Origin of the sequence: Pseudonocardia sp. ICBG1293 (assembly GCF_020131355.1) — a bacterium.
GTDB lineage: Bacteria > Actinomycetota > Actinomycetes > Mycobacteriales > Pseudonocardiaceae > Pseudonocardia.
In genome coordinates this window covers 244,891-269,902 of the sequence record NZ_JAHLEL010000038.1, presented here as the reverse complement: position 1 = coordinate 269,902, position 25,012 = coordinate 244,891, and the positions used below count along the sequence as shown (strand labels likewise).

Here is a 25,012-nt window from a genome sequence, read left to right as displayed (position 1 = left end):
ATGCGTCGAGCCGGGTGGTCATCGCGGGGACACCTCCGGGAGGCCGATCAGGACGGGCTCGTCGGGACGGCCGGGGGCCGGGACGTTCTGCCCCCGCTCCTCGACGAAGCGGACGGTGGGGTCGGGGGTGTCGGGCGCGTTGACGAAGGACACGAACCGCTCCAGCTTCTGCGGGTCGGCCAGCACACCGGCCCACTCGTCGGCGTAGGAGTCCACGTGACGGGCCATCGCGGCGTCGAGGGAGTCGCAGATGCCGAGCGAGTCCTCGACGATCACGGCGCGCAGGTGGTCCAGGCCGCCGTCCATCGCCTCGATCCACGGCGCGGTGCGCTGCAGCCGCTCGGCGGTGCGGACGTAGAACATCAGGAACCGGTCGATCGTCCGGACCAGCGTCTCGGTGTCCACATCGGAGACGAGCAGCTCGGCGTGGCGCGGCGTGAAGCCGCCGTTGCCGCCGACGTAGAGGTTCCAGCCGTGCTCGGTCGCGATCACGCCGAAGTCCTTGGAGCGGGCCTCGGCGCACTCCCGGGCACAGCCGGAGACGCCCGACTTGAGCTTGTGCGGGCTGCGCAGCCCGCGGTAGCGCAGCTCCAGCTCGACGGCGAGGCCGACCGAGTCCTGCACCCCGTAACGGCACCAGGTCGTGCCGACGCAGGACTTCACGGTGCGCAGCGACTTGCCGTAGGCGTGCCCGGACTCGAACCCCGCGTCGACCAGGCGTCGCCAGATCGCGGGCAGGTCCTCGACGCGGGCGCCGAACATGTCGATCCGCTGCCCACCGGTGATCTTGGTGTAGAGCCCGTAGTCCCGGGCGACCTCGCCGATGACGATCAGTCCCTCGGGGGTCACCTCGCCGCCGGCGATCCGCGGGACCACCGAGTAGGTGCCGTTGCGCTGCATGTTGGCGAGGAAGTGGTCGTTGGTGTCCTGCAGGGTCGCCCGCTCGCCGTCGAGGACGTGCTCGTTGTAGAGCGTCGCGAGGATCGACCCGACCACCGGCTTGCAGATGTCGCAGCCCGCCCCGCGGCCGTAGCCCTCGATGAGCGCGGAGAACGACGTGATGCCCGCGCCGGCGACGATCTCGAACAGCTCGGCGCGGGAGTGGTCGAAGTGCTCGCACAGCGCCGTCGAGACCTCGACGCCCTGCTGGGCCAGGATCCGGGCGAGCGCCGGGACGCAGGAGCCGCAGGTGGTACCCGCCCGGGTGCACGCCTTCAGCTCCGGCACGGTGTGCGCGCCGTCGTCGATGGCCGCGCACAGCGGACCCTTGGTGACGGCGTTGCAGGAGCAGATCTGCGCCGAGTCCGGCAGCGCGGACGCGTCCGGCTCGGCTCCGCCCTTGGAGATCAGCGTGACCGGGTCGTCGGGCAGGCGGGCCCCGACCAGCGGGCGCAGCGAGCCGTAGCGCGAGGCGTCGCCGACCAGCACCCCGCCGAGCAGCGTCGACGCGTCGTCGGACACCACCAGCTTCGAGTAGGTGCCCTCGACCGGGTCGTTGACGACGATCTCCAGCGCGCCCTCGGAGGTCGCGTGCGCATCGCCGAAGCTGGCCACGTCGACGCCCAGCAGCTTGAGCTGGGTGGACATGTCCAGCTCCTCCGGGGTCATCCGGGCCTGCCCGCCGAGCAGCCGGTCCGCGACGACCTCGGCCATCGCGTAGCCGGGCGCGACCAGGCCGTAGGTGCGGCCCTCCAGGGCGGCGCACTCCCCGATCGCCCACACGGCGTCGTCACCGGTGCGGCAGCGGTCGTCGACCCACACCCCGCCGCGTTCGCCGACGGGCAGGCCGCAGTCGCGGGCGAGCTGGTCGGACGCGCGGATGCCCGCGGAGAAGACGACCAGGTCGGCGTCGAGCTCGACACCGTCGGACAGCGTCCCGACGAGGCGTCCGCGGTCGGCGGAGACGCCCGACAGCGACACCCCCGTCCGGACGGCGATGCCCTGGTCGGTGACGAGGCGCTTGAGCAGGGCGCCACCGCCCTCGTCGACCTGGACCGGCATCAGCCGCGGCGCGATCTCGACGACCTGCGGGGACAGGCCGAGGAGCCGCATCGCGCGGGCCGCCTCCAGGCCGAGCAGCCCGCCGCCGACGACGATCGCCGACGGCCGCCCCTTGCGCGCCGGGTCGTCCGCGGCGGCCGCGGCGGCCTCCTTGATCGCGTCGAGGTCGTCGAGGGTGCGGTAGACGAAGCACCCGGGCAGGTCCTTGCCGGGGACCGGCGGGACGAACGGGTACGACCCGGTCGCGAGCACCAGCGCGTCGTAGCCCAGGGTGCGGCCGGACGCGGTGACGACGCGGCGGGCGTCGCGGTCGACCGACGCCACGGCGTCGCCGAGGTGGTAGGTGACGAGCGGGTCGCCGCGCAGGTCGTCGTCGTCGAGGCGCAGCTCCTCCTCGGACTTGCCGTCCACATAGGAGGACAGGGCGACCCGGTCGTAGGCGCGGCGGGTCTCCTCGCCGAGGACGGTGATCTCCCAGTCCCCCGCGGTGTCCCGGTCCCGCATCGCGGCGACCAGGCGATGGCCCACCATGCCGTTCCCGACGACCACCAGGTGGCGGCTCATGTGCATCTCCTCCGTCACGATCGCTCGGAGAACGACGGTAGGAACGTGGGATTACACGGGGACTGTGCGCGATTGCAGCGCCGTTACGAGGTCCTCATTCCCGGCGTCGGCGGACTGTGAGCCGGCTGCCCGGGACGGGTCGACGCACCGCAGCCCCGTCCGCGGCCGCGGCCGCCACGGAACCACCCGGCCCGCCCGGCCCCGTCCACGGAGGCGGGGTCGCCCCGGACGGGGTGTCAGGCGACCTTCGGCTCCGGCGGATCGGCCTCCGCCAGCCAGTCCCGGATCCCGCAGACGGCGTCGCGGCAGCTCCCGCACCCGGTGGCGGCCCGGGTACGCCGGGACAGCGCGTCGACGTCGTGGGCGCCCGCACGCCAGGCGGTGACCAGCGCGTTCTTGGAGACGCTGTTGCAGCGGCAGACCACGGCGTCGCCCGGCATCCGCCCGGGGTCGGCGGCCGGCGACGCGTCGCCGGGCAGGGCGCGGCCGAGCAGCAGCGCGAGCCGGTCGGCGGGGGCCGGGGCGCCGGAGTCGTACAGCCCGGTGATCATGGCGGCGGCGTCGGGCAGCCCCATCAGGACCGCGCCGACCACACGGTCGTCGCGCAGCGCGAGGACGCCGTAGCGGCCGCGACGCGGGTCGGAGACACGCAGCTCCTCGTCCCCGGAGGCGGGGTCGCCCAGCGCGGCGAGGTCGAGGCCGCGGGCCTTGAGACGGGTCACCGGGCGGGTACCGCGGTAGCGCGCGGCGGGATCGGTGCCGGTCAGCAGGTCCGCGAGCACGGCTGCCTGCTCCCAGCCGGACTGCACGAGCCCGCCGGGGGCGCCGGCGTGCCGGGCGCAGTCGCCGACGGCGTGCACCCGGCCGTCCTCGGTGGCGAGACGGTCGTCGACGAGGATCCCGCGGTCCACCGCGAGCCCGGCGTCGGCGGCCAGCGCGGTGTTCGCACGCACCCCGGCGGCGACGACGACGGCGTCCGCCGCGACCCGGGAGCCGTCGTCGCAGTCCAGTCCGGTGTCGGGGTCCCAGGCCTTGGCGCCGACCCCGCAGCGGACGGCGACACCGAGCTCGCGCAGCGCCGTCGAGAGCACCTCGCCCGCGCCCGGGTCGAGCTGGCGTTCCATCAGGTGGGTGCGGGGGTGCACGAGCGTCACCGCGACGCCGCGCCCGGCGAGCCCGCGTGCGGCCTCGACCCCGAGCAGGCCACCCCCGACGACGACGATCCGCGCGCCCGGCACGGCCGCGTCGAGGATGCGCTCGCAGTCGTCGAGATCACGGAACAGGCTCACACCGCGGGCGGGCACGTCGCCGCCGCCCGCGTCGGCGAGACCGTCGACCGGCGGGAGCCAGGCCCGGCACCCGGTGGCGAGGACCAGCTCGTCGTAGGGGTGGGTGGTGCCGTCCTCGGCGTGCACGACCCGGGCGGCCCGGTCGATCGCCGTCGCCGCGACGCCGGTGCGCAGGTCGATCCCCTCGACGGCGGGCAGCGCGACCATGGCGGGCCGCAGGCCGCCGGCGAGCACGGTGGACAGCAGGACCCGGTTGTAGGCGTGGCGGGCCTCGGCGCCGAGGACGGTGATCGTCACCCGCTCCCCGTCCGGATCGCGCCGCCGGATCTCCTCGACGACGCGGGCACCCACCATCCCGTGTCCGACCACCACCACGCGCCTGCTCATGACACCGACGGTAGGAACGGGGGGTTACGCGGAGAACGCCGGGGGTTGCCCGGGCGTTACGAGGTCCTCATCCTCGGCGAGCGCCGTCCGTGAGCCGGGGCCCCGCGGCGTCGGGCGACGTGCCGCGCCCCACGGTGATCCGCGGACCGGGCGGTGATCCGCGGACCGCGCGGTGATCCGTGCTCCGCGCGCGTCCGGACGCGCGCGAGGAGCGGATCAGCGCGCGGACCGACCCGCGCCGGTGGGACTCGGCTCGGCCTCGGGGCGGGCCCCGGCGGCGTCGGACGTGTCCCGGCCCGTCGGGGCGGGTTCCAGACGGACCGCGGCCACCTTGAACTCCGGCATCCGGCTCACCGGGTCCAGGGCCGGGTTGGTGACGTTGTTCGCCGCTCCCGTCCCGCCGAAGTGGAAGGGCAGGAAGACGGTGTCCGGGCGGAGGGTGGGGACGCAGCGCACGCGCGCCGTCGTCGTCCCGCGCCGGGACACGACGTCGGCGAGGTCGCCCTCGGCGAGACGGTGCCGGGCGGCGGTGTCCGGGTGCACCTCGACGAACACCTCCGGCGACACCTCGGCGAGCTCGGCGACCCGGCGGGTCTGCGCGCCGGACTGGTAGTGCGCCAGCACCCGGCCGGTGGTCGCGGTCAGCGGGTACCCGCCGCCCGTGCCCTCGTCCGGCTCGACGTGGTCGACCGGCAGCATCCGGGCACGCCCGTCGGGGTGGCCGAAGCGGTCGGTGAACAGCCTCGGGGTGCCGGGGTGGTCGTCGGCGGGGACCGGCCAGTGCAGGGCCTCGCCCGCGTCGAGCCGGTCGTAGGACACGCCCGCGTAGTCGGCGATGCCGCCGGCCGAGGCGCGGCGCAGCTCGTCGAACACGGTGCGCGGGTCGGCGGGGAACTCCCCCGGCGCGTCGAGGGCGGACGCCAGCCCGGCGATCACCTCGAGGTCGGTGCGTACCCCGGGCGGCGGGGCGAGCGCGCGGCGGCGGCGCAGCACCCGTCCCTCCAGGTTCGTCATGGTCCCCTCCTCCTCCGCCCACTGGGCGACCGGCAGCAGGACGTCGGCGCGCATCGCCGTCTCGCCGGGTAGCACGTCGGCGACGACGAGCAGGTCCAGCGCGTCGAGCCGCTCGGCGACGGCGCGGGCGTCGGGCGCGGAGACCAGCACGTTGGACCCGAAGACCAGCAGCGCCCTCGGCCCGCCGGGACGGCCGAGGGAGTCGAGGAGCTCGACCGCGCTGCGGCCGGGCCCGGGGATCGAGGCCTCGGGAACCCCCACACCCCGGCGACGTGCTGCCGGGCGACCGGGTCGGTGATGTGCCGGTAGCCGGGCAGCTGGTCGGACTTCTGCCCGTGCTCGCGCCCGCCCTGGCCGTTGCCCTGCCCGGTGATCGTGCCGAAACCGGATCCGGGACGGCCCGGCAGACCGAGCGCCAGTGACAGGTTGATCCACGCGGCGACGGTGTCGACGCCGTGCGCGTGCTGCTCGGCGCCGCGCGCGGTCAGGACGTAGCGGCGGGAGGACTCCGCGAGCCACCCCACGACGGTGCGCATGTCGGTGGCGGCGACCCCGCAGACACGTTCCGCGCGCTCGGGCCACCACTGCGAGGCGGTCGCCCAGACGTCGTCGAAACCGGTGGTCCGCTCGTCGAGGTAGGTCAGGTCGAGGTGCCCGTCGACGACGGCGGCGTGCAGCATCCCCAGCGCCAGGACCAGGTCGGTGCCCGGGCGCGGCGCCAGGTGCAGCCCGCCGGAGGCGATCGCCCGCTCCGCGGTCGGGGTGCGCCGCGGGTCGACGACGACCAGGCGCGCCCCGGTCAGGTGCGACATCAGCGGCGGCATGGTCTCGGCGACGTTGGCGCCGGCGAGGACGACCAGGTCGGCGTCGTCGAGGTCGGTGACCGGGAACGGCAGCCCGCGGTCGACCCCGAAGGCGCGGTTGCCCGCGGCCGCGGCCGAGGACATGCAGAACCGGCCGTTGTAGTCGATCTGGCTGGTGCCCAGCGCGACCCGGGCGAACTTGCCGAGCAGGTAGGCCTTCTCGTTGGTGAGCCCGCCCGCGCCGAACACCGCGACCGAGTCCGGACCGTGCTCGGCCCGCAGCGCGGCGAGCCGCCCCGCGACCCCGGAGAGGGCGTCGTCCCAGCCGGTCTCGGTGAATCCGGCCTCCCGCGAGGTCCTGACCAGCGGCGATGTCAGGCGTTGCGGATGGGCGAGCAGAGCGCCGGAGGTCCAGCCCTTCTGGCACATCCCCCCGGCGTTCGTCGGGAACTCACGGGCGTCGACCTCACCGGACGGGCCGACCCACTGCCCGCACTGCAGGGCGCAGTACGGGCAGTGGGTGGCGGTCCGGTCGTCCGGACCCACGGGTCAGACCCGGGCCATCGCGGCGGCCTCGGTGTTGCCGACCCGGGCCGCGCGCGGCCGCAGGTACACCGCCCAGGTGACGCCGATGCAGAGGACGTAGAACGCCAGGAAGCTCCAGAACGCGGGCGTGCCGGACTGGACCGTCATGAACGACTGGCGGAAGGCGAGGTTGATGAACAGCCCGCCCAGCGCGCCGACCGCGCCGGCGATACCGATGACGGCGCCGGACAGCCTGCGCGCGGTGGCGAACGACGTGTCCCGGTCCGCTCCTTCGGCGATCGCGACCCGGGCCCGCCCGGTGAAGATCGCCGGGATCATCTTGTAGGTCGACCCGTTGCCGACGCCGGACAGCGTGAACAGGGCGATGAAGCCGATCGTGAACAGGGTCAGCGACTCGATCCCCGAGGCGAAGATGATCACCAGTGTGGCGACGGCCATCCCGACGAAGTTCCACAGGGTGACCACCGCACCACCGAAGCGGTCGGCGAGCTTGCCGCCGTAGGGCCGGATCAGCGACCCGATCAGCGGGCCGATGAAGGTGACCGCGGCGGCCTGCAGCGGCGTCCGGTCGAACTGGTTCTGCAGGACCAGGCCGAAGGCGAACGAGTAGCCGATGAACGAGCCGAACGTCCCGATGTAGAGGAACGACATGATCCAGGTCTGCCGGTCGCGACAGGCCTCGGTGAAGGCGCCGGTGTCGTTGGACATCGCGGCGATGTTGTCCATCCGCTTCCAGGCCAGGAACGCCGAGATCACGATGAACGGCAGGTAGACCGCCAGCAGCACCCGCGGGGCCCCCGCACCGAGGGTGGCGATCACGAGCAGACCGAGCAGCTGCGCGACCGGCACGCCGAGGTTGCCGCCGCCGGCGTTGAGCCCGAGCGCCCAGCCCTTCTCCTTCTCCGGGAAGAACGCGTTGATGTTCGCCATGGACGAGGCGAAGTTGCCGCCGCCGACGCCGGCGACCGCGGCGACGACCAGCAGCGTCGTGTACGAGACGCCCGGCTCCAGCACCACCATCGCGAGGATCGTGGGCACGATCAGCAGCGACGCCGCGAAGATCGTCCAGTTGCGGCCGCCGAAGCGGGCGACGGCGAAGGTGTAGGGCAGCCGCAGGATCGACCCGACCAGCGTCGGCACGGCGACCAGGAAGAACTTCTGGGCCGCGGTGAACCCGTACTCCGGGCCCATGAACAGGACCAGGACCGACCAGATCGTCCAGATCGAGAACCCGATGTGCTCGGAGAAGATCGACTGCCAGAGGTTGCGGCGCGCGATCGCCTTGCCGGTGCGCTGCCAGAACCCCTCGTCCTCCGGGTCCCAGTGCTCGATCCAGCGGCCTCCGATGCGGCGCCCCGGGGCAGAGGTGGTGGTCACGGATCGGTCTCCTGATCGCCGGCGGTCACGTCGACGACGACGCTAGGGAGCCCCAGTTTCCGACGGGTGGCCCCGTGTGACACCCCCGAAACGCTTAGAGCGCCCGGCAAATGAGGTCGTGGGGGTGTCGTTGCAGGTAGAGGCACGGACCTCGGGTGATCATGGGATTGCTGATGTCCTGATGGTCGCCTGGAGGGTCCGTGCCTCTATTGCCAGAATCGCTGATCGACCCCCTCTGGGTCGAGTTCGCTGCCCTGATCGAGGCAGAGCGGCGCCCGGAGTTCGACCCGGCCCATCCGTGGGGATGTCACCGCCGCCGGATCCCCGACCGCCTGGTGTTCGAGCACGTGCTCGCGGCGTTGGTGCACGGCAGCGGCTACGAACGCATCGCCACCCCCGGCTGCTCGGACCGCACGATCCGCCGCCGTCTCGCCCAGTGGGCCGCCGCCGGCGTCGGGGAGCAGGTCCTTCGGGCCGCGCTGGCCGGCTATGACCAGATGATCGGTCTCGACCTCGACGATCTGTCTGCCGACGGAGCGATCACCAAGGCTCCCTGCGGTGGCGAGGGCGCCGGCTGTAACCCGGTCGACCGGGGCAAACAGGGCACCAAACGCTCCGTGGTCTGCGACGGTGCGGGGATCCCGCTGCACCTGATCAGCGCCCGCGCCAATGACCACGACTCGCCGTTGCTGAAACCGACCCTGATCGGGATCTACGACATGATCGGGCCGCGGCCCGAGCGACCGTGCCTGCACCTGGACCGGGGCTATGACTCAGGCAAGACCCGCGATCTGCTCGAACGACTCGGGTTCGACGCACAGATCGCCACCAAGGGCCGGCCCGCCCCGATCCAGGTCGGTAAGCGGTGGCCGGTCGAGCGCACCCATTCCTGGATGAACGGCTACGGCAAGCTGCGCCGGTTCACCGATCGCCGGAAGATCATCGTCGAGTTCTACCTCGACCTCGCCGCCGCACTCACCGTGATCCGCAGACTGATCAACGCGGCCCGCAACCGCTACCGCTGGCCGGATAGGCCCACCACCCGCCGGCTGCGGTAACGATCAATTGCCGGGCGTTCTTATCTCACACGACGACCGCGGAGGCTGTGAGCCGCCTCGGTCCCGGGCCGCCCTCGTCTCCCGGGACGGGCCCTCGCGACGACGGCCGCGGTCGGCCCGCCCCGGCCGTCGTGTCCCGCTCACCGGCGGAGCCGGACGCCCGGTGGGCCGAGCCGCCGGGGGACGCGGCGTCGTCGCGGGTCCCGGACCACCGGTCACGGCGGTGATCCGTCCCCAGCTCGTCGGGCGAGGGCAGGTCGGGCGTGGCCGCGCCGCGCAGCACGTGCGCGCGGGCCGGTCCGGCGGTGCGCCGGGGGGACCGTCAGAGGCGGCGGCTGACCAGGCTCGCGACCCGCTCGATCCCGGCCAGCGACTCGGTGGTCGCGTCGGGGTGCTGGGCGTGCAGGGCCAGCCGGTAGAGCACGGCGCGCAGCAGCGACTGCGGCCACTCCGGGAGCTCGGACCAGCGCTCGATCAGTTCCTCGTCGGCGCCGCCCCAGGCGACCGCGTCGACGACGACGACCGCGGACGCCCACTCCGCGGGCCGCCAGAACGGCACGAGGTCGAGCACGGCGGGGCGGCCCGTCGGGTCGAAGAGCATGGCCCCGAACAGCTCGCCGTGCACGACCTGCGGGGTGAGCCGGATCGTGCGGCGGTGCGCGGCGAGCTCGGCGAACAGCCGGCCACCGGTCTCGGGGTGGAGCTCCAGGCGGCGCTCACCGAACGCGGCGGCCGCGGACCGGGACAGCAGGTCGTCGCGGTCGTCGAGCAGACGCGGGCGCAGCACGGTGGCGGTGGCGGTGTGCAGCCGCAGCGATGCGGCGACGACCTCGTCGTGGCGTGGCTCGGGCACACCGGGCACGTGCCGGGACGCGGCCCAGCCGCCCACCACCCACCGGCCGTCCGAGCTGCGGACGGGGCGGGCGAGGCGGACACCGTCGACCTCGAGGTTCTCCAGCACTGTCGCCGACCAGGCGGCGACGACGTGGTCGGACACCGGCCGCAGCAGCACGTCGCCGCACTGCCAGGCCCGCTGGCCCGCCCACACGACGGGACGCGGGGACGTCTCACGCACCCCGAAGGCGGTGCGGACGTGCTCGGGCAGGACGCTCGCGGCCGGCGCGGTGGCGAGCGTGCGGGCAGCGGTCACAGCGGGGACGGTACCCGCGTCACCGGTCCGCGATCGCCGCGCCACGCCCGAAGCCGCGCGACGCGCCACGACCGATCGGGTGAACGGCACGCCGATCGGGGCCGGTCGGGCGCGCCGCGGCGGACCCTGCGTCGGCCGGTCCCGTACGGGCCGGCTCCCGGCGACCCGACCTACCAGGAGCTGTCCCCGGAGTCCGATCCCGAGTCCGATCCCGAATCCGACGACCGGGAGCCGTCCGAGCTGCCGCCGCGGGAGGACTCCCCACGCGAGGAGCCCGACGAGCCCGAGTCCGAGTCCGACGAGGAACCGGACGACCGGGACTCCGAGGAACGGGAGTCCGACGACCGCGAACCCGAGGCCCGGGAACCCGAGTCCGAGTCCGAACCGGAGGACCGGGAACCCGAGGAACGCGAGTCCGAGTCCGACGACCGCGACCCCGACGCCCCGGAGCCCGAGTCCGAACCCGAGGACCGCGACCCCGACGAACCCGACTCCGACGACCGCGACGACCGCGACCCCGACCCCGACGCGCCGGAATCCGAGTCCGACGACCGCGACGACCGGGAGCCCGAACCGTCGGAGGACCCGGACGAGGAGCCGGACGAGGATCCCGCGGAGCGCGAGCCGGAGGAGCCGCTGCGCTCGGCCATCTGTTCCGCCGCCTGCCGGTCGGCCTCGGCCAGCACCGGTGCGGCCGCCTCCCGGCCCATGACGGACTCGACGTAGGACCCCGCCACGGCACTGACGATCCCACCGGAGCCACCGGAGCCGCCGCTCCCGCCGGTACCCCGCGCGTCCGAGCCGGACCGCTCGCCGCCGGACCGGGTCGTGGCGGAGCGGTCCGTGGCGGGCAGCTCGGTGACGGGCAGCTGGACGGCGGACCGCTCGGTGCCCGGCCGGTCGGAGCCGGACCTGTCCGAGGGGGCCGCCGAGGCGGGTGAGCTCGGGGCGGGGGTCGCCCGCGGGGTGGACGTCTTCCGCGGCGCGGCAGGCGATGCGGCCGGGGTCTCGTCGGAGGAGCGCGTACCGGCGGAGTCGGACGAGCCGGAACCGCCGGACTTCCTCCCGGTCAGGCCACCCGCGACGTCGTCGACGCCCCGGCCCAGCGTCTCGGCCGTGTCGCCGACGCCCTTCGCGGCGTCACCGACACCCTTCCCCACACCCTTCGCGGCCTCGCCGACGCCGTCCCCGGCGTCCTTCGCCGCGTCGCCGACCTTCTTCACCGGTCCGCCGGACGACGCCGGTACGACCTCGGGCCGGTCCCGGTCCGGCCGCGGCGTCCTCCCCGCCTCACGACCGGCCTCGCCCCCGGGACGACCTGCCTCGTCCCCGGGACCCGCCCCTGTGCCGGTCAGGCCGGCGACACCGTCCGCGGCACCGGACACGGCCCTTCCCAGCCGCTCCCCCGGTCCGGCGTCCCGGCCGGGCGTGCTGCCCGGGCCACGGCCCGAGGCACCCTCCGGCCCCTCGGCGCGCGGACGGGTCTCGTCCAGCGGTCCCCGCGGATCGGGCGGACCGCTGGTGCCGACGTCGTCGCGCTCACGGTCTCCGCCGGTCTCCCGGCCACCGGCCAGGACCGCGGGGTTGCGCCGCACCCCGGACGGCTCCGGGGTGGCGGGCTCCTCGCCGCGGGCCAGGGCCAGGACGTCGTCGGAGACCTTCTCGGTGTCGTCGCCGTCGCCGGGCAGCGGCGCGGTGCGGGCCCGGTCGATCCCGTCGTCGATGGCGGTCAGTCGCTCCGCGCAGGCGTCGCGGTTACGGGCACGCAGATCGCGCTGCTCCTCCAGTGAGGCGGCCGCGGCCATCTGGTCGGGCGTGCGCCGGGTCGCCGGTGGCAGGTCGGCGACGATCCGGTCCAGCTCGGCGAGCTGCTGCTCGGCGGCGGCCAGCGAGTCCACGGCGTCCTGCCGGGAGGTGTAGACCTGCAGCTGCGACTGCAGTGCGGCGCGCTGCTGGAGCAGGGTGTCGCGCTGCTGGTGCAGCTTCGCGACCGCGGCCGGGGTCCGGCTCGTCCCGTGCGTGGAGGCCTGCCAGGTCCGTTCGCTCGCGTTGAGCGTCCCGAGCCGCTCGTCGAGGGCGGCCAACGCGACGCGGGCCTGCCCCGCCCACTGGTCGGCGGTGCGCTCCTGCGGCGCCGGGGTGCCGGTCACCGACGGCGAGGACGTCAGCGCGTACCCGCCGAGCAGGACGGCCGTCGCCCCGATCAGGGCCAGTGTCCGCCGGTGCCGCAGCGGGCTGCGCGGGGCACGGAGCGGTCCGGGCCGGTCCGGGCCGGTCGGCCGCGCGGCGACGGGACGGCGGGGCGGCGCGCCCCGGCGCGCCGGGACCGCGCGGTCGTCGTCCTCGGCCGCAGCGGTCGCACCGGCGGCCTCGACGACCTCGGGCTCGCGCAGCCACGGCAGCGTGTCGGCGAGACGCTGGTCCCCCGCCTGCGCCGCGGCGCGCCGGACCTGGCGGGCGGCCAGTCGATGGGCGGCCGAGCAGTAGCGCCGCTGTGGCCGGTCGCCGGACACGTCCCCGGTGGGTGCCAGCGGTGCGTCGCACCCCTGCAGGGCGCATGTGCGCAGCGAGTCCTCCACCGAGCGTCCTCCCGACCTAGTGATCGCGTGCATCCCCATGTCGCGGCGATCGGTCGAGATGTTTCGCCGGACGGGGCCTTTCCGACGCCGAACGGGGAGGTTTCACCCGGACGGTCGTGCGCAAGCGACAATCGGTCACTTTGTGCCACACCGGAAACGACGACGGCCGCCGTCCCGGGTGTACCGGTGCCGGCGGCCGTCGTGTAGGGCCGAACGTGGGTGGTGCTCAGTAGGTGGGCTGCGACGGGTCGATCTGCTTGACCCAGGACAGCACCCCGCCGCCGACGTGGACGGCGTCGCGGAACCCGGCCCGGTGCAGGGCGGCGAGGGCCTCGGCGGACCGTCCACCGGACTTGCAGTGCAGCACGACCGGGCGGTCCTGCGCGATCTCCGACAGCGCGGCGCCGGACAGGATCCGGTCCTTCGGGATCAGGACCGAGCCCGGGATCTTCACGATCTCGTACTCGTGCAGCTCCCGGACGTCGATGAGCTGGAAGTCCTTGCCCGCGTCGATCATCTGCTTGAGCTCGCCGACGGTGATCGTGCTGCCGGCGGCCGCGTCCTGGGCCTCCTGCGTCACGGTGCCGCAGAACGCCTCGTAGTCGATCAGCTCGGTGATCTTCGGCGTCTCCGGGTCCTTGCGGATCTTCACCTGGCGCCAGGTGGTCTCCAGCGCGTCGTAGATCACCAGGCGGCCGAGCAGCGGCTCGCCGATGCCGGTGAGCAGCTTGATCGCCTCGTTGACCATGATCAAGCCGATCGACGCGCAGAGCACGCCCAGCACGCCGCCCTCGGCGCACGAGGGGACCATCCCGGGCGGCGGCGGCTCGGGGTAGAGGTCGCGGTAGTTCAGGCCCTGCCCGTTCGGGGCGTCCTCCCAGAACACCGACGCCTGGCCCTCGAACCGGAAGATCGAACCCCAGACGTAGGGCTTGCCGAGCAGCACCGCGGCGTCGTTCACCAGGTAACGGGTGGCGAAGTTGTCGGTGCCGTCCAGGATCAGGTCGTAGTCCCGGAAGACGTCCAGCACGTTCTCGCTGGTGAGTCGCTCGTCGTGCAGCCGGACCTCGACGAAGGGATTGACCTCGCGGATCGAGTCACGCGCCGACTCGGCCTTCGGGCGGCCCACGTCGGACTGGCCGTGGATGACCTGACGCTGCAGGTTCGACTCGTCCACCACGTCGAACTCGACGATGCCGAGGGTGCCGACACCCGCGGCGGCCAGGTACAGCAGGGCGGGCGAGCCGAGGCCGCCCGCGCCGACGACCAGGACCTTGGCGTTCTTCAGCCGCTTCTGCCCGTCCATCCCGACGTCGGGGATGATGAGGTGGCGGCTGTACCGCTCCACCTCCTCCTTGGTGAGCTCGGCTGCCGGCTCCACCAGCGGCGGTAGCGCCATCTCGTCCACTCCTCGCAGGTTGCGTGCGGGTCTCAGGGCGTCTCAACGCGCCACGTGCGCGTCATCTTCCCGCACCCGCCGCGACCGGCACCGTGTCCCACAGCGCGGCGACCGCGTCGGCCACCGCCGCGGGCCGCTCGATCTGCGCGACGTGGCCGGCCCGGGGCAGGACGAGCAGCCGCGCCCCGGGCAGGGTGGCCGCGGTCCGCGCGGCCAGCCGCGGGGAGACGATGCGGTCCTGCTCGCCCCACACCACCAGCGAGGGCACCCGCACCCGGGCCATCCGGCGCCAGATCTCACGCCCGGCCCACAGGCCGAGCAGGCCGCGGGTGGCACCGTCGGTGGCCGCACCGGCCCAGGGCAGCGTCGCGCGGTGCTCGTGCTCGGAGATCAGCTCCTCGAGGCGACGGGCCGAGCCGCGCTGCGGGTCGGCGAAGCAGACCTTCACGATCCGCTCGGCCCGGGCGCGCAGCGGCTCCTCGGCGAGCGCACGCCGCGCGCCGCGGCCGAGCACCGGGACCATGGCCAGCGCCATCCGCGGGTCCGACAGCCGGCGCGGGTCGGGACGCCGGTCGGGCACCGCGGGCGAGACCAGGGTGAGGGTGCGGACGAGCTCGGGGCGGCGCGCCGCCACCGTCGTCGCGATCACTCCGCCGAGGGAGTTGCCGACCAGGTGCACCGGCCGGTCGCGCCCGGCCAGCCAGCAGAGCAGCGCGTCCGCCATGCCGTCCGGTCCGAAGTCGGCGACGGCGGTCGGCTCGGACAGCCCGAAGCCGGGCAGGTCGACCGACAGGCCCGCCGCGCGCGGGGCGAGGAGCCCGGCGAGGTCGGTCCAGTTCGTGGCCGAGCCGGCCAGCCCGTGGACGTAGACGGCGTCGGCGTCGGCGGAGCCGGGCGTCTCGCGCACGTGCAGGGTGACCCCGCCGGAGGTGACCGCACGGCCCGGCCACGGCGGGATCTCCGCAGCCGGGGACGTCCCGGCACCCGGGGCCGGCACCGGCGCGGGCACGGTGACGGGCGAGTGAACGGACATCGACGCGGCGGCGACCATCCGACCAGCATGACGTGTCGCGCGCGTCACCCGCCGGGCCGGGTGATCCCCGTCTCGCTGTGATCACCGTCCGCATCCGGTGCTCCACGGAGCGCAACGGGATGGACCCCCGGACGTTGTACCCCGTGGACGCACGACGGACGGGAGGTCGGCATGGGGCGGATCGCGGGTTCGGCCGCGGCCCGGCTGGCCGGGTTCGGCGCCGCGTCGGTGCTGGTGTTCACGGCGGCCTGGACCGCGGGCGCCGCCGTGGGGGCCCTGGCGGTGCCCCCGGCCGGCGATGCGCGGGCCGCGGGCGACACCGGGGACGAACGCGGCGACGACGGCGTGCTGGCGGCCGGACTCGCCACCGGTGACCCGACGACCGGCGCGGGCGGGGTGCTCACCACCGCGGCCGGCTACACGCTGACCCCGCTCGGGACCGTCCACCCCTGGCGCGAGCCGACCGAGGTCGCCTTCACCGTGACCGGCTCCGACGGCGCCCCGGTCACCCGGTTCGACACCCCGTCCGGCGACTCCGGGGTCATGGACGTGGCCGTGCTCCGCCGTGACGTCGCCGGGTACATGCGGCTGCGCGCCACCCAGGGCCCCGACGGCGTCTGGCGGGCCCCGGTCCGGTTCCCCGGCCAGGGGGTGTGGCGGCTCTACGCCGGGTTCACCCCGACCGGCGGCCCGCACCTCAACCTGGGCACCGACCTGCACGTGCCCGGCACCTACGGCGCCTTCACCTTCCCGGTCGAGAACCGGGCGGGGCTCTGCGGCGGCAGCGACCAGCAGGTCCGCCTCGACGGCGCCCTGGTCCCCGGTGGGGAGTCCCGGTTGTTCGCCACGGTCGGGCGCGACGGCACCCCGGTCACCGACCTCGAGCCCGTCGACGGCGCGTTCGGCCGGATGACCGCGGTCCGCCAGGGCGACCTGGCCCGGTTCCCGGTCCGGCCCGAGATCAGCGGCGCGGCCGCCACCGACCGGTCCGGCCCCGGGGTGGCGTTCGCGGTGGCGGTCCCCGCCCCCGGCAGCTACCGGCTGTTCCTCGACTACCGCTCCGGCGGTGTGCTGCGGTCCTGCGAGTTCACGCTCCCGACCGCACCGGGGAGCTGACGGCCGGGTGCGTCGGGTCCTGCGCAGCGCCGTCCCACCCCTGGCGGCACTGCTCGCGCTGCTGCTCCCCGTGGCCGGACCGGCGCTCGTCGGCCCGGACCGGGCTCCGGCCTGCACGGTGGCGGCCCTGCTCGTCGCCGTCGCCGTCGTCGCAACGACGGGGTGGCCCGGCCTGCGCGTGGCCGGGCGCGGACTGCGGGAGGGCACGGTGACCGCCGAGACCGGCGTCGCGGTGGCCGTCCTCGCCGCGCTCGGGTGGTCGGCGGCGGTGCTGACCGTGGCGGCGGTCTCCCCCGCGGGCCCCGCGGCGGTGCCGCCCGACCCGCTCGCCGGGCCCGTCCTGCTGCCCGGGGCCGCCGCGGTGCTGACCGTCGTCGCGGCCGCGGTGCAGCGCACCGGCCGCCCGCCCGTCGGGCACGACGAGGAGGTCCGCGCGGGCCTGCGCACCGTCGCGGACCGGTGGAGCGCGCTGCTCACCCCGCCCGCGGTGCTCACCGCGGTCGCGGTCACCGCCTTCGGTGCCGGTACCGGCACCCCGTGGCCCGCCGCGGTCCCGGCCGGCATCGCCGTGCTGCTGGGCGCCTGCCCGCTGCCGCTGCTGGCCGTCCTGCCGACGGCGCTGCGGGCGGCGGACCGGTCGGGGGGGGGCACCGCGGTCCGACTGCCGTCGCCGCTGCCCGGCCGACGCGATCCGCTGGGCTGGGCCGGGCCCGCGGGCGGCCCGGGTCCCGCCGGCCGGGTGGACACCGTCGCCCTGGCCGGGCCGGACGTGCTGACCGGCACCGGAGCCGCGGCGGTCACCGTGCACGCCGACCGGGGCGAGGACCCGGCGCTGGTGCTACGGCTGGCCGCGTCGGTCGCCGCGGGCGCCCGTCCCGGGTCGGACCTGCGTGGCGCGGCACGGGCGCTGGCCGCCGCCGTCGACGGCCCGGTGCCCGAGGTGGCCGAGGCCGACGAACTGCCCGGCCTCGGGGTGTCCGGCCTGGTGGCCGAGCTGCGGGATCCGGAGCCGGGTGGTGGCACGACGGCCACCGTGGTCGCCCACGCGGTGCTGCTCGGCGGCCCGGACTGGCTGGCCGAGCACGGGATCCGGCTGCCGCCGTCGCTGTCGGTCGAACGGGAGCGGGCGGTGGCCGAGGGCCGCGCCGTCCTCCTGGTCGCCTGGGACGGGTGTGCCCGCGCCGTGCTGGCGCTGCCCCGGGCGCCGCACCCCGAGGCGCGCCCGGGGGTGGCGGAACTGGTGGCGGCAGGACTGGCGCCCGTGCTGCTCACCCCCGACGACGACGGCGCCGCCCGCGCCCTCGCGGCGGCGACCGGTCTCGACCCGGCCGACCCCGACGCGGTCCGGCCGGGGCTGGACGGGGCGGCGCGGGCCGCGGCCGTCGCCGGGCTGCGGGTGCGGGGCCGGACCGTCGCGGTGGCGGCCGACCCGGCCACCGACGCCGCCGCGCTGGCCGCGGCCGACCTGGCCGTGGAGCTGGTCCCCTGGCCCGCCGGCCGCACCGCGGACGCCGGGGTCGCGGACCACCCGCAGGACGCCGCGCGTCCCGGACCGGACCCGGTCGTGGTGCCCGCCCCCGGATCGGAGAGGATCTCCGCCCGTGGCGGCCCCGCGGAGGTGGCCGCCGCCCTGCTGATCGCCCGCCGGACGCGGGCACAGGTCCGCTCGCACGTCCGTGCGGCCGTGGTCCTCGCCGTCGCCGGCGTGGTCCTCGCCGTGCTGGGGACGCCCGCGGTCGTGGTGGCCGCCGTACCGGTCCTGGGTGCGCTCGGGCTCGCCGCCCGCGGCCTGCACCGCCGATCGTGAGGGGGCGTCACCCTTCTGCGGCGAAGCCCGTTCACGGATCGTTCGTCAACGCGGTTACCTGCTAGTAGGGTATTCCCACGACGGGTGAGAGGTAGGGGGCCCATGACCGGAACCGCCACGCTACGGGGCGCACGACTGTCCCGCGGCGCGCGCCGCGCCCAGCTGCTGCTGGCCGCCCGCGACGTGTTCGCCGACCAGGGCTACCACGCCGCCGCGATGGACGACATCGCCGAGCGGGCGGGCGTCTCCAAGCCCGTGCTGTACCAGCACTTCCCCGGGAAGCTGGAGCTGTACCAGGCGCTGCTCACGACCTACGCCGAGGAGCTCGTCGAACGGGTCTCGCACGCGATCGAGCGGACCGACGACAACAAGGAGCGCGTGCAGGCGGCCGTCGCGGCGTACTTCGACTTCGTCGCCGGCGAGGGCAAGGCCTACCGGCTGGTGTTCGAGTCCGACCTGCGGGGCGACCCGGAGGCCGCGGCGCTGGTGGAGAGCGCGCTCGACCGCTGCATCGACGCGGTCGCCGGCGCCGTCACCACCGACGCCGGGCTGGACCAGGACCGGGCGCGGCTGCTCGCCGTCGGGCTCGTCGGACTGAGTCAGGTCGGCGCCCAGTTCTGGCTGGACTCCGACCAGCGGGTCCCGCGCGACGAGGCGGTGGCACTGATGGCCTCGCTGGCCTGGCGGGGCATCGCCGGGTTCCCGAAGCAGGGCCTCGACCCGATCTGACCCCGGCCCGGCGACGGGGCGGGCGGCTCAAGCCGCCTGCTCCGCCCCGGCGCGGCGCACCAGCGCCGCGATCCGGCCGGTGACCCCGCCGACCCGCTCCACCGGGAGCATGTGCCCGGCGCCGGGGAACACGGTCAGCTCGGCGCGCGGCAGGCTGCGGTGGATCCGCCGGGCGAACCGCGGCGGCGTGAGCCGGTCCCGGGTCCCGACCAGGATCTCCACCGGCAGCGACGAGAACGCGGCCAGCGCCTCGTCGCGCTCGTGGGTGGTGAGGGTCGGGGTGAATCCGGAGACCGTCGTCGGACGGCAGTCGGCGATCGCCTCGCAGGTGGCGCGGACGGCGAGCCGGTCCGGCCGGGTGCCCAGCAGCAGTGGCTGCAGCCCGGCCCGCAGCAGCGTGGGGTGGGTCGACAGCGCCCGGCGCCCGGTCCACAGCGGGCTGACGGTCACCTTGTCCTTGCCGGCCAGGAAGAGCTTCGCCGGCCTGCCGGTCATCCCCAGCGTCGCCGCGGCACCGAGCCCGCCGCTGGCGGTGGCGACGAGCGCGACGCCGGTGACCCGGGACGCGACGAGCTCGGGGTGCCGCTGGGCCAGCGCCATCGCCGTCATGCCACCCATCGAGTGCCCGGCGATCACCAGCGGGCCGGTGGGGGCGAGCCGGCCGATCACCTCGGCCATGTCGTCGGCGAGGACGTCGAGGGTCTTGAGCTCGTCGGGTGTGTCGTCGGAGCGACCGTGCGCGCGGTGGTCGTAGCGGATCACCCGCGGGGCGGGGCCGCCGCCGGGCGCACCGACGGCGAGGGCGTCGGCGACCGGGGCCCAGCAGCGCTCGTCGAGCGTCCAGCCGTGTGCCAGCAGCACCGTGACCGGCGCCGACTCCGGGCCCGAGACCCGGGCGAACAGGCCGGTCCCGTCCCGGGTGACGATCCGTGTGCTCATCGCGGGGTGCCTCCTCAGATCAGGTGGGCGCGCTTCCACAGGGTCTCCGTCGGGCCGCCGACGATCCCCTGCTCACGCAGGAACGGCACGAGCTTGCGCGAGGACCAGCGCAGCATCTCGTGGTGGTGCGGGTTGGCCAGCGCCGCCTTCCGCCCGACGGCCGGGGCGATCCCGACGCTGCGGTAGACCTCGGGGTGGATGAGGTTGCGGGCGACGACGAACGCGATCCGCGCGGTGAGGTAGCGGGCCCAGGCGCGCTCGGCGCGGTTGGTCCTCGGCATGATCCGCTGCAGCTCCTCCCGGGCGTACCGGACGTGCCGGGCCTCCTCGGTCACGTGAATCTTGTTGATCATGCGGGACAGCGGCTGGACGCGCTCGTCGCGCATGCCCTCGCGCTGGAGCTGGTCGAGGATCTCCTCGACGAACAGGGTGCCGGCGAACATCGCCGGGCCGGTCCCGATGGTCTTCATCAACCGGCCCTGCTCGTGGGTGAGCCGCCGCGGGGCGTAGTCCGGCACGCCGTAGCGCTCGGTCGCCTTGGCGAACATCATCGAGTGCCGGCACTCGTCGGCGATCTCGACCAGGGCGTACTGGATGTGTGCGCGACGCGGGTCGCGGTCGTAGGCGTAGCGCAGCAGCATCTGCATGAGGATCATCTCGAACCACAGCCCGATCCGGGCGACGCTGCAGAACTCGTGCACCGACAGCGTGATCCGCTGCTCCTCGGTCATCCCCTCCCACAGCGGCGTGCCGTAGAGCGACACCCGCTCGGGGACGATCCCGTACCGGCCCTCGACCAGCGGGGCCTCCCAGTCGATGTCGATCGACGGGTTGTAGGACGTGGTGACCGAGCTCTTGAGCAGCCGGCGGGCGGTGTCCTCGCGGTCGGCGAGGTTCGTCTTGCTGCCGGTGCGGGCGGGAGCGCTCATCGGTCGCGCCTTCCTGCTGGGAGGGGCCTGCGGTGGCGGGTTCCACACACGGAACCCTTGCTGTTACCGCCGGTAACGGTTACCACTGGTAACGTGCCCCACGACTCCAGGGATGTCAAGCCGGACGCGCGCAGCCGCCGACGGGAGGAACGGCGGACCGAGATGGTCGCCGCCGCCGTCGAGGCGATCCGCGAGCACGGCCCGGGGGTCTCGGTGGCCCAGATCGCCGCCGCGGCCGGGATCACCAAGCCGGTGCTCTACCGGCACTTCGCCGACCGGGCCGACCTGCAGCGCGCGGTCGGCGAGCACGCGGCGGACATGCTGATGCAGCGCATCTACCCGGTGCTGGCGATCGACGCCGAGCCGATCGAGCACGTCGCCGCGGTCATCGACGCCTACCTCGGCATGGTCGAGGACGAGCCGCAGCTCTACCGCTTCGTCGTCGCCAACCCGGCCGAACCGGTGCCGGGCGCGGAGATCGCCCAGGACGTCCGCGGCCAGATCGGCGCCCTGCTCGCCACGCTGTTCGGCGAGCGGCTGCGCGCCGAGGGCCGCGACTCCGGTGGCGCCGAGGCGTGGGCACACGGCCTGATCGGGATGGTCCAGACCGCGGGCGAGTGGTGGCTGGAGCGCCGCACGATGAGCCGCGACGCGCTGACCAACTACCTGTCCGCGCTCATCTGGGGCGGGATCGCCGGCGTCGCCGGGATCGACTCGCCCACCGCGAACGCCGACATCCTGCGGCTGGTCCCCGACCCGCAGGTCACCGGGACCGGCGCCGACGTCGCGGAGGGCGACCGGTGAGCGGGGACCACGATCACGACGAGGGCTACCGCGGCCCGGCCACCCTGGTGCTGGGTGAGGAGACCGTCGACGTCGAGGTGCTGCTCGACGCCCGGCACGAGCCCTTCGACGGGCGGCTGCACTGGTCGGGGCGGGTGGTCGCGCACCCCCGGCTCACCGCGCTGCTGGGGAGCCGCGGCGGTACCGCCGAGGTCCGGACGCCCGGGTACGCGGCGGTCGGCACGCTGTCCGAGCCGGACGTGTGGGACCGGTTCCGGATCACCGGCACCGGCAGGCCGCCGTTCGCGCTGGACGGGCCGCCCCCGCCGGAGACCGACTGACCCGCCCACCGGCCCCGCACACGCGTCGGGCCCGGCCCCGCGGACGGGGGAACCGGGCCCGGACGACTCCGTGTGCGCTCAGCCGCTGAGGCCGAACCCGACCCGGCGCTCCTCGGACGGGCCGATCTCCACGTACGAGATCCGCGCGACCGGGACGACGTAACGACGGCCCTCGTCGTCGGTGAGGTCCAGCAGCCCGTCGTCGGACTTCATCGCCCCGCTCACGAGCTGGGCCACCTCGTCCGGCGTGCGGTCGCTGGACACCACGAGCTCCCGCGGGGTCTCCGCGATGCCGATCTTGACCTTCACCGGTGGTCCTCCCGATCCCTCACTACTGATCTCCTTGCCGGCGCCAGGCTAGTCGAGATCGGCCCCGAGCATCGCCGGGTCGCGCTCAGTCGAGTCCGAGACGGCCCATCCGACGGCCGTGCGCGGTCTGCACCGTCCGGATGAGTCCGGCCACGCCGCCCTTCTCCCCCGAACCGAGCACGATGAACTCGGCCAGCTCGTCGCGCTCGGCGACGACCCGCTGGGCGTGGGTGACGGCCTCGCCCAGCAGCCGCCGGCCCCACAGGGCCAGCCGGTCGCGCTGCGCCGGGTTGGCGGTGCAGGCGGCGCGCACCTCGCGCTCGGCGAACGCGGAGTGCCCGGTGTCGGCGAGCACGCGCTGCACCAGGTCGCCGGTGCCGGGGTCCACCCAGCCCGCGACCTCCCGGTAGAAGTCGGCACCCAGCCCGTCGCCGAGATAGGCCTTGACCAGCGACTCCAGCCAGCTCCGCGGGGCGGTCGAGGCGTGGTAGCTGTCGATCAGCGCGACGAACGGCGCCATCGCGTCGGCCACGGCGATCCCACGGTGACCCAGGTGGTCCTCGATGAGCCGGAAGTGACCGATCTCGGCGGCCGCCATCGTCGAGAGCTGGGCGCGGCCGGCCAGCGTCGGCGCGGCCCGGGCGTCCTCGGCGAGCCGGTCGAACGCGGAGAGCTCGCCGTAGGCCAGCACGCCGAGCAGCTCCACGGTCGCGGCCGTCGGCGCGTCGCCTCCAGTGGTCATGGCCGTCACCCTAACCGGGCGGCGCGGGCCCGCCGGGTGGCCCGCGACGGCCACGCCGACCACGGGGCGAGCCAACTCACCACACCCGGGGACGGCCGCGCCGTCGTGTTCGGGCGCCGTGGCGGGTATCATGCGGACAGCGTGTCCGGAGGTTGTCGAGATCCTGGAGCTCCCTGCGGACGCGCCCACCGCGCGGGGACCGGGTAACGGGACGAGCGGCCGACACGGCCGAACGCGTCTCACCGGGACCCGCACCAGAACTGGTGCGCGCAGCGCCTCGGCGGCTCTCCCGCCCGAACCGTCGTAGACGGACCGGGGCCGGTCGACGAGCCACGCCACGGCTCCTGTGCGCGGAGAGAGGCGATCACACTGTCCCGAGTCGACAGCACCGACACCCCCGAGGCCGACCTGGGCTTCCTGCCCACCGGCATCACCCCCAGCGAGACCCCGCTCGGCGTGACCAACCCCGGCGGCGAGAAGCTCCCCCCGACCTTCGCCGAGCTCGGCGTCCGGCCCGAGATCGTCTCCGCGCTCGCGGAGAACGACATCGTGCGCACGTTCGCGATCCAGGAGCTCACGCTCCCCCTGGCCCTGGCCGGCGAGGACGTCATCGGCCAGGCCCGCACCGGCACCGGCAAGACGCTGGGCTTCGGCGTCCCGCTGCTGCAGCGGATCACCCCGCCCGGTGAGCGCGCCGCCGCCACCGCCGAGGGCGAGGCCGCCGACCGCACCAAGGACGTGCCGCAGGCGCTCGTCGTCGTCCCGACCCGCGAGCTGTGCGTGCAGGTCGCCCGGGACATCGCCGCCGCGGGCAAGAACCTGGGCGTGCGCGTCGTCGCCATCTACGGCGGCCGCGCCTACGAGCCGCAGCTGGAGGCCCTGCGCAAGGGTGTCGACGTCATCGTCGGCACCCCGGGCCGGCTGCTCGACCTCGCCGAGCAGCGCCACCTGGTCCTCGGCCGGGTCAAGGCCCTCGTCCTGGACGAGGCCGACGAGATGCTGGACCTGGGCTTCCTGCCCGACGTCGAGCGGATCCTGCGCATGCTCCCCGAGGAGCGGCACACGATGCTGTTCTCGGCGACGATGCCGGGCCCGATCGTCCAGCTCTCGCGCGCGTTCCTGACCCGCCCGACCCACATCCGCGCGGAGGAGGCCGACCAGGGCTCCATCCACGAGCGGACCAAGCAGCTGGTCTACCGCGCCCACGCGATGGACAAGGTCGAGCTGGTGACCCGGGCCCTGCAGGCCAGGGACCGCGGCCTGACGATGATCTTCACCCGGACCAAGCGGACCGCCCAGCGGGTGGCCGACGACCTCGCCGAGCGTGGCTTCGCCGCCGCGGCGGTGCACGGTGACCTCGGTCAGGGTGCCCGTGAGCAGGCGCTGCGCGCGTTCCGCGCGGAGAAGGTCGACGTGCTGATCGCGACCGACGTCGCGGCCCGCGGGATCGACGTCACCGGCGTGACCCACGTCATCAACTACCAGTGCCCCGAGGACGCCAAGACCTACGTGCACCGGATCGGCCGCACCGGCCGCGCCGGACGCGAGGGCGTCGCGGTCACGCTGGTGGACTGGGACGAGACCCCGCGCTGGAAGATGATCTCCGACGACCTGTCGCTGGGCATCGACGAGCCGGTCGAGACCTACTCGACCTCGGACCACCTGTTCACCGACCTCGACATCCCGACGACGGCGTCCGGACGGCTCCCGCTGTCCGCCCGCACCCGCGCCGGGCTCGACGCCGAGTACATCGACTCCGAGGGCGACCACCAGGGCGCCCGCAAGCCGCGCACCAGCCGCCGTGACGGTGGCGGGCGCGACGGCGGTGGACGCGACGGCGGCAGTCGTGACGGGGACGAGGGTGGCCGTCGTCCGCGCCGCAACCGCTCCCGCTCCCGGACCCGCGGCGGCGTCGCGGTCGAGGCGGGCGGCTCGGCCCCCGCCGAGGGTGCCGTCGCGGCTCCTGCCGAGGGCGCCCCGCAGAACGGGCCGGACACCGGCACGTCGGACGAGGGCGGGGCGGCCAAGCCGCGCCGCCGTCGCCGTCGCGGCGGGTCGCGTCGCGGGCCCGGTGGCGGCGAGTCCGCCGACGGGGCCGACGCGGCCGCCAGCTGACC

At 75.0% G+C, this 25,012-nt stretch carries 18 protein-coding genes and 1 pseudogene; 7 read left to right on the top strand and 12 right to left on the bottom strand.

What is annotated here, in order from left to right; translation table 11 throughout:
• Positions 1 to 18: 18 nt before the first annotated feature.
• The 4 genes and pseudogenes from nirB to KPF47_RS15040 all read right to left on the bottom strand — a co-directional run bounded on the left by nirB (position 19) and on the right by KPF47_RS15040 (position 7,981).
• Entirely contained in the window at positions 19 to 2,565 is a 2,547-nt protein-coding gene (nirB, locus tag KPF47_RS15055; protein WP_224389414.1) for a nitrite reductase large subunit NirB, read from the bottom strand.
• Between the two features lie 236 nt (positions 2,566 to 2,801).
• Positions 2,802 to 4,241: an FAD-dependent oxidoreductase gene (locus KPF47_RS15050; RefSeq protein ID WP_224389413.1), complete on the bottom strand. Its 1,440-nt coding sequence runs from the start codon at positions 4,239 to 4,241 to the stop codon at positions 2,802 to 2,804.
• 216 nt (positions 4,242 to 4,457) lie between these two features.
• Positions 4,458 to 6,604 (bottom strand): annotated as a pseudogene (locus KPF47_RS15045) (molybdopterin oxidoreductase family protein).
• 3 nt (positions 6,605 to 6,607) lie between these two features.
• On the bottom strand, positions 6,608 to 7,981 hold the full coding sequence (locus KPF47_RS15040; protein ID WP_224389412.1) for a NarK/NasA family nitrate transporter: 1,374 nt from the start codon (positions 7,979 to 7,981) through the stop codon (positions 6,608 to 6,610).
• Between the two features lie 200 nt (positions 7,982 to 8,181).
• Here KPF47_RS15040 and KPF47_RS15035 point away from each other — a divergent pair, with 200 nt between their 5' ends.
• Positions 8,182 to 9,039 carry an IS5 family transposase gene (locus KPF47_RS15035; RefSeq protein ID WP_224389411.1) on the top strand — a complete coding sequence of 286 codons (858 nt, stop codon included), beginning with the start codon at positions 8,182 to 8,184 and terminating at the stop codon, positions 9,037 to 9,039.
• Between the two features lie 322 nt (positions 9,040 to 9,361).
• Here KPF47_RS15035 and KPF47_RS15030 read toward each other — a convergent pair whose 3' ends face one another.
• From KPF47_RS15030 to KPF47_RS15015, 4 genes are all read right to left on the bottom strand, one after another.
• Entirely contained in the window at positions 9,362 to 10,189 is an 828-nt protein-coding gene (locus KPF47_RS15030; protein WP_224389410.1) for a TIGR02569 family protein, read from the bottom strand.
• A 170-nt stretch (positions 10,190 to 10,359) separates the two neighbouring features.
• On the bottom strand, positions 10,360 to 12,768 hold the full coding sequence (locus KPF47_RS15025; RefSeq protein WP_224389409.1) for a hypothetical protein: 2,409 nt from the start codon (positions 12,766 to 12,768) through the stop codon (positions 10,360 to 10,362).
• Between the two features lie 226 nt (positions 12,769 to 12,994).
• Entirely contained in the window at positions 12,995 to 14,167 is a 1,173-nt protein-coding gene (gene moeZ / locus KPF47_RS15020) for an adenylyltransferase/sulfurtransferase MoeZ (RefSeq protein WP_224389408.1), read from the bottom strand.
• Positions 14,168 to 14,228: 61 nt separating this feature from the next.
• Positions 14,229 to 15,218: an alpha/beta fold hydrolase gene (locus KPF47_RS15015; protein WP_224389407.1), complete on the bottom strand. Its 990-nt coding sequence runs from the start codon at positions 15,216 to 15,218 to the stop codon at positions 14,229 to 14,231.
• 153 nt (positions 15,219 to 15,371) lie between these two features.
• Here KPF47_RS15015 and KPF47_RS15010 point away from each other — a divergent pair, with 153 nt between their 5' ends.
• The 3 genes from KPF47_RS15010 to KPF47_RS14995 all read left to right on the top strand — a co-directional run bounded on the left by KPF47_RS15010 (position 15,372) and on the right by KPF47_RS14995 (position 18,852).
• Positions 15,372 to 16,316 (top strand): hypothetical protein, encoded by a 945-nt coding sequence (locus KPF47_RS15010; RefSeq protein ID WP_224389406.1) that lies wholly within the window; start codon positions 15,372 to 15,374, stop codon positions 16,314 to 16,316.
• Between the two features lie 7 nt (positions 16,317 to 16,323).
• Positions 16,324 to 18,123 (top strand): HAD family hydrolase, encoded by a 1,800-nt coding sequence (locus KPF47_RS40125; RefSeq protein WP_308015402.1) that lies wholly within the window; start codon positions 16,324 to 16,326, stop codon positions 18,121 to 18,123.
• Between the two features lie 102 nt (positions 18,124 to 18,225).
• Complete coding sequence (locus tag KPF47_RS14995; protein ID WP_224389404.1) at positions 18,226 to 18,852, top strand: TetR/AcrR family transcriptional regulator; 627 nt, start codon at positions 18,226 to 18,228, stop codon at positions 18,850 to 18,852.
• A 27-nt stretch (positions 18,853 to 18,879) separates the two neighbouring features.
• Here the strand turns inward: KPF47_RS14995 and KPF47_RS14990 are convergent, their stop codons facing one another.
• Both KPF47_RS14990 and KPF47_RS14985 read right to left on the bottom strand, forming a co-directional pair.
• The gene (locus tag KPF47_RS14990) at positions 18,880 to 19,791 is read right to left on the bottom strand and encodes an alpha/beta fold hydrolase (protein ID WP_224389403.1); all 912 of its coding nucleotides are present in this window, start codon (positions 19,789 to 19,791) and stop codon (positions 18,880 to 18,882) included.
• Positions 19,792 to 19,805: 14 nt separating this feature from the next.
• The gene (locus tag KPF47_RS14985) at positions 19,806 to 20,720 is read right to left on the bottom strand and encodes a diiron oxygenase (protein ID WP_224389402.1); all 915 of its coding nucleotides are present in this window, start codon (positions 20,718 to 20,720) and stop codon (positions 19,806 to 19,808) included.
• A gap of 162 nt (positions 20,721 to 20,882) precedes the next feature.
• Between KPF47_RS14985 and KPF47_RS14980 the strand changes: the two genes are divergently transcribed.
• Together KPF47_RS14980 and KPF47_RS14975 are read left to right on the top strand one after the other, a co-directional pair.
• Entirely contained in the window at positions 20,883 to 21,524 is a 642-nt protein-coding gene (locus tag KPF47_RS14980; protein WP_224389401.1) for a TetR family transcriptional regulator, read from the top strand.
• On the top strand, positions 21,521 to 21,844 hold the full coding sequence (locus KPF47_RS14975; RefSeq protein WP_224389400.1) for a DUF4873 domain-containing protein: 324 nt from the start codon (positions 21,521 to 21,523) through the stop codon (positions 21,842 to 21,844). Before KPF47_RS14980 ends, KPF47_RS14975 begins: the two co-directional genes overlap by 4 nt.
• Positions 21,845 to 21,922: 78 nt before the next feature.
• Here the strand turns inward: KPF47_RS14975 and KPF47_RS14970 are convergent, their stop codons facing one another.
• Both KPF47_RS14970 and KPF47_RS14965 read right to left on the bottom strand, forming a co-directional pair.
• Positions 21,923 to 22,153 (bottom strand): DUF3107 domain-containing protein, encoded by a 231-nt coding sequence (locus KPF47_RS14970; RefSeq protein ID WP_020625913.1) that lies wholly within the window; start codon positions 22,151 to 22,153, stop codon positions 21,923 to 21,925.
• 85 nt (positions 22,154 to 22,238) lie between these two features.
• A complete protein-coding gene (locus KPF47_RS14965; protein WP_224389399.1) occupies positions 22,239 to 22,895 on the bottom strand; it encodes a ferritin-like fold-containing protein in 657 nt (218 codons plus the stop codon).
• A gap of 456 nt (positions 22,896 to 23,351) precedes the next feature.
• On the opposite strand from KPF47_RS14965, the gene KPF47_RS14960 reads away from it, so the two are divergent.
• The gene (locus tag KPF47_RS14960) at positions 23,352 to 25,010 is read left to right on the top strand and encodes a DEAD/DEAH box helicase (RefSeq protein WP_374108849.1); all 1,659 of its coding nucleotides are present in this window, start codon (positions 23,352 to 23,354) and stop codon (positions 25,008 to 25,010) included.
• Positions 25,011 to 25,012 lie beyond the last annotated feature (2 nt).